Below are 3,483 nucleotides of genomic sequence, written 5' to 3' on the forward strand. Positions count from 1 at the left end.
CCCCTCCGGGACCAACCAAAGTGAAACCGGTCGCGTCCGCGGTCCTGCCTTTTCCCATTAAATAAGGGAGGTCGGGCCGGGCCCTCGTGAGTGGCAAGGACGGTTCTAACCGTCCTTGCCACTCACGAGGCCCCTCATACAGGAGGATTCGATGTTGCAGGGAGCGCTGGCAGGCCTGGCCGCCGGCGGACTGTACGCGGTGCTGGCGGTGTGCCTGACGCTGATGTCGCGCCTGGTGCGGGTGGTGAACTTCGCCCAGTCGGCCACCGGGATGTTCGGCTGCTACGTGGCGGTGTTCCTGTCGGTCGATTTGGGCCTGCCGATCTGGCTCGCCACCGTCGCCGGGATCGTGCTCGGCGGGCTCCTCAGCGCGCTGCTCGGCTGGATCGTGTCCACCTGGCTCGCCGAGGCGGACACCGGCACGCGCTCGGCGGTCACGGTGGCGGTGCTGCTCCTGCTGATCTCGTTGTCGTTCATCCTGTTCGGCAACAAACCACAGCCGTTCCACCCGATCCTGGACGGTCCGGCGGTCACCGTCGGCGGCGTGGTGATCAGCCAGGTCACCGTGGTCACGGTCGCGCTGGCCGTCCTCGTGGCGCTGGCCAGCCGGATCGTGCTGAGCCGCACCGCGGCGGGGGTCCAGCTCAGGGCGCTGTCGGAACGCCCGACGACGGCGGAGCTGCTGGGCATCCCGGCGAAACGGCTCAGCGTCGCGGTCTGGGCGGTCACCGGGGTGGTCAGCACGCTGGTGATCTCGATCGTGGCGCCGTCACAGTCCAACGACGCGACCTCGCTGGCGATGCTGGTGGTCCCGGCGGCCGCGGCCGCCCTGCTCGGCGGATTCCGCCGCCTCGACCTCGCGGTCGCGGGCGGGCTGGGCCTCGGCCTGATCCAGGGCGCGGCCGCGCAGGTCGACGGCCTTTCGGTGGTGCGGTACTTCCTGCCGTTCGCAGTGATCGTCGCGCTGCTGCTCTGGTCGCAGCGCAAGGAGGTGTGGGATGCGGCTCGCTGAACGCGGGATTCCGTTCGCGGTCGCCATCGTGGCGATCGCCCTGGGTTACGGCCTGAGCGTCGGGCTCGACGGGTATTTCGTCTACCTCGGCATGAGCGCCGTCGTCGCCGGGATCTCCCTGCTCGGGCTCGGCGTGGTCACCGGCAGCGCGGGGATGATCTCCCTGTGCCAGCTGACCTTCGGCGCCGTCGGCGCCTGGACCGTGTCCGCGCTGAACGAGGCACAGGCACCCGGCGGATTCCTCACCTGGCTGGTACTCGGCGGTCTCGCCGCCGGGGTGGTGGGGGTGCTCGTCGGGCTCCCGGCGCTGCGGCTGCGCGGGATCAACCTCGCCGTCGTCACGCTGGGGCTCGCCGCGGCGGCCGACCTCGCGCTGGTCCAGCTCCAGTTCCCCGGCGTCTCCGGCGGGATCTCGGTCGAGCGGCCGGACGCCTTCTCCGACGACCGGTCCTATTTCCAGCTCGCCGTCGTGGTGCTGGTGCTGTGCTGCCTCGCCGTGTACTTCCTGCGCCGCGGGCGCTGGGGCAGCGCCTGGCAGGCGGTGGCGTTCTCCGAACGCGGCACGGCGGCCGCGGGCACGAGCGTACGGATGTCGAAGCTGACCGCGTTCGCGGTGAGCGCCACCCTCGGCGGGATCAGCGGCGGCCTGCTCACCGGGCAGGTCGGGCTCGCCTTCCCGGCGAGCTTCACCGCGATCCAGTCGCTGGCGCTGTACGTGCTGGCGATCATGTCGGGCGCGCACCTGATCGACATGGCCGTGTTCGGCGCGGTGCTGTGGGTCGGGGTGCCGGAACTGCTCAAGCGCTGGGGAATCCCGCAGGACTGGGGTTTCGTGGTGTTCGGCGCGCTCGGGGTCCAGGCGCTGGCCAGTGGCGGGAACCTGGGTACCACGGTGCGCCAGGTGTGGTACCGGCGCTCGAAGAGGGAGCCCGCGAAACTCGATCTCGCCGCCAAGACCGCGGACATCGAGTCCAAAGCGCCTGGTCCACCGGTGCTCACCGTACGCGGGCTGAGCGTGAACTTCGGCCACGTGGCCGCACTGTCCTCAGTGGACATCTCGGTCCCGGAGCACGGCGTGCTCGGTGTCATCGGGCCGAACGGCGCCGGCAAGTCGACCCTGGTCGACGCGATCAGCGGCTTCCTGCCGAACGCCGAGGGCGCCGTCGAACTCGGTGGCGGCCCGCTCACCGGTTCACCGTCGAACCGGGCCCGTGCCGGGTTGCGCCGGACATTCCAGCAGGACCGCGTCCCGCCGGGGCTGACGGTCGGGGCGTACCTCAAGTTCCTCGCCAGGCGGCGGCTCACCGCCGACGAGATCGGCGACGCCCTGGACTTCTTCGGCTGCCCCGCCGCCCGCACTCCACTGTCGCAAGTGGACGTCGGGGCGCGCAGGCTGGTCGAGGTCGTCGGGCATCTGCTGGCGCGGCCGCGTGTCCTGCTGCTCGACGAGCCGGCCGCGGGACTCCCGCACGAAGAACACGTCGCGTTCGGGGAACGGCTGCGGCAGGTTCCCGCCCGGTTCGGGGTGTCGGTGCTGCTCATCGAGCACGACCTCGACCTGGTGCGCTCGGTCTGCGACACGATCACCGTCCTCGACTTCGGCCGCGTGCTGGCGTCCGGCCCCCAGGCCGAAGTGCTCGCCGACCCCGCCGTGCTCAAGGCGTACATGGGTGAAACGGAGATGCTGTGAACGCGTTGCGGATAGCGGGATTGACGGTCACCCGCGGTGCCGGGCCGGTGATCTCCGGCGTCGACCTTACCTTGGAACCGGGCCGGATCACCGCGCTCGTCGGCCCGAACGGCGCCGGGAAGACCAGTCTGCTGGAGGCCGTCTCCGGCGTGGTGCCCGCCGCGTCGGGGACCGTCCACATCGGATCCGACGAGATCACGAAGCAGTCGCGGGTCGCCCGCGCGCGGCGAGGTCTGGCGCATATCGAGCAGGGCCGCGCGGTGTTCGGCGGCCTGACCGTGCTGGAGAACCTGATGCTGACCGCGCGCACCCGCGCGCGGGCCGACGAACTGTTCGAGGCGTTCCCCGAACTGGAGAAACGCCGCGACTCACCGGCGGCGCTGCTCAGCGGCGGCGAACAGCAGATGGTGGTGCTGGCCCGCGCGTTCGCCGCGCGGCCGTCGTTCCTGCTGATCGACGAGATGTCGCTGGGGCTGGCGCCCGTGGTGTTCACGCGGCTGCTGCCGATGGTGACCCGGTTCGCCGAGGAGGGCGCGGCGATCCTGCTGGTCGAGCAGTTCACGCAGCTCGCCCTCGGCGTGGCGAGCGACGCGCTGGTGGTCTCTTCCGGGCGGGTGACCTATGCGGGTTCCGCACAGGGCTTGCTGGACTCCCCCGGCACGCTGCACTCGGCCTATCTCGGGGAATCCTGACGCGCGTGAAGGCCCCCTTCCCTCGGCTGAGCCGAGGGAAGGGGGCCTTCACGCGCAACCGCTAAGAACCCATCCCCGCCCGTTCGAAG

At 70.9% G+C, this 3,483-nt stretch carries 3 protein-coding genes; all 3 read left to right on the top strand.

Going from position 1 to position 3,483, the window contains the following annotated elements:
• Positions 1 to 151: 151 nt before the first annotated feature.
• Genes ACZ3HL_RS39720 through ACZ3HL_RS39730 form a run of 3 tightly spaced genes read left to right on the top strand, consistent with a single transcriptional unit; the run spans position 152 to position 3,394 of the window.
• Positions 152 to 1,012: an ABC transporter permease subunit gene (locus ACZ3HL_RS39720; protein ID WP_465536805.1), complete on the top strand. Its 861-nt coding sequence runs from the start codon at positions 152 to 154 to the stop codon at positions 1,010 to 1,012.
• Positions 999 to 2,702 (top strand): branched-chain amino acid ABC transporter ATP-binding protein/permease, encoded by a 1,704-nt coding sequence (locus ACZ3HL_RS39725; RefSeq protein ID WP_465536807.1) that lies wholly within the window; start codon positions 999 to 1,001, stop codon positions 2,700 to 2,702. Before ACZ3HL_RS39720 ends, ACZ3HL_RS39725 begins: the two co-directional genes overlap by 14 nt.
• Positions 2,699 to 3,394, top strand: coding sequence for an ABC transporter ATP-binding protein (locus ACZ3HL_RS39730; RefSeq protein ID WP_465420794.1), 696 nt, complete (start codon positions 2,699 to 2,701; stop codon positions 3,392 to 3,394). The genes ACZ3HL_RS39725 and ACZ3HL_RS39730 overlap by 4 nt, the downstream gene beginning before the upstream one ends.
• Positions 3,395 to 3,483 lie beyond the last annotated feature (89 nt).

It is taken from the genome of Amycolatopsis sp. NPDC000009 (genome assembly GCF_055563465.1).

Coding starts and splice junctions, on each gene's coding strand:
- ACZ3HL_RS39725 (WP_465536807.1), top strand. CDS start 999: ATGCGGCTCGCTGAACGCGGGATTCCGTTCGCGGTCGCCATCGTGGCG.
- ACZ3HL_RS39720 (WP_465536805.1), top strand. CDS start 152: ATGTTGCAGGGAGCGCTGGCAGGCCTGGCCGCCGGCGGACTGTACGCG.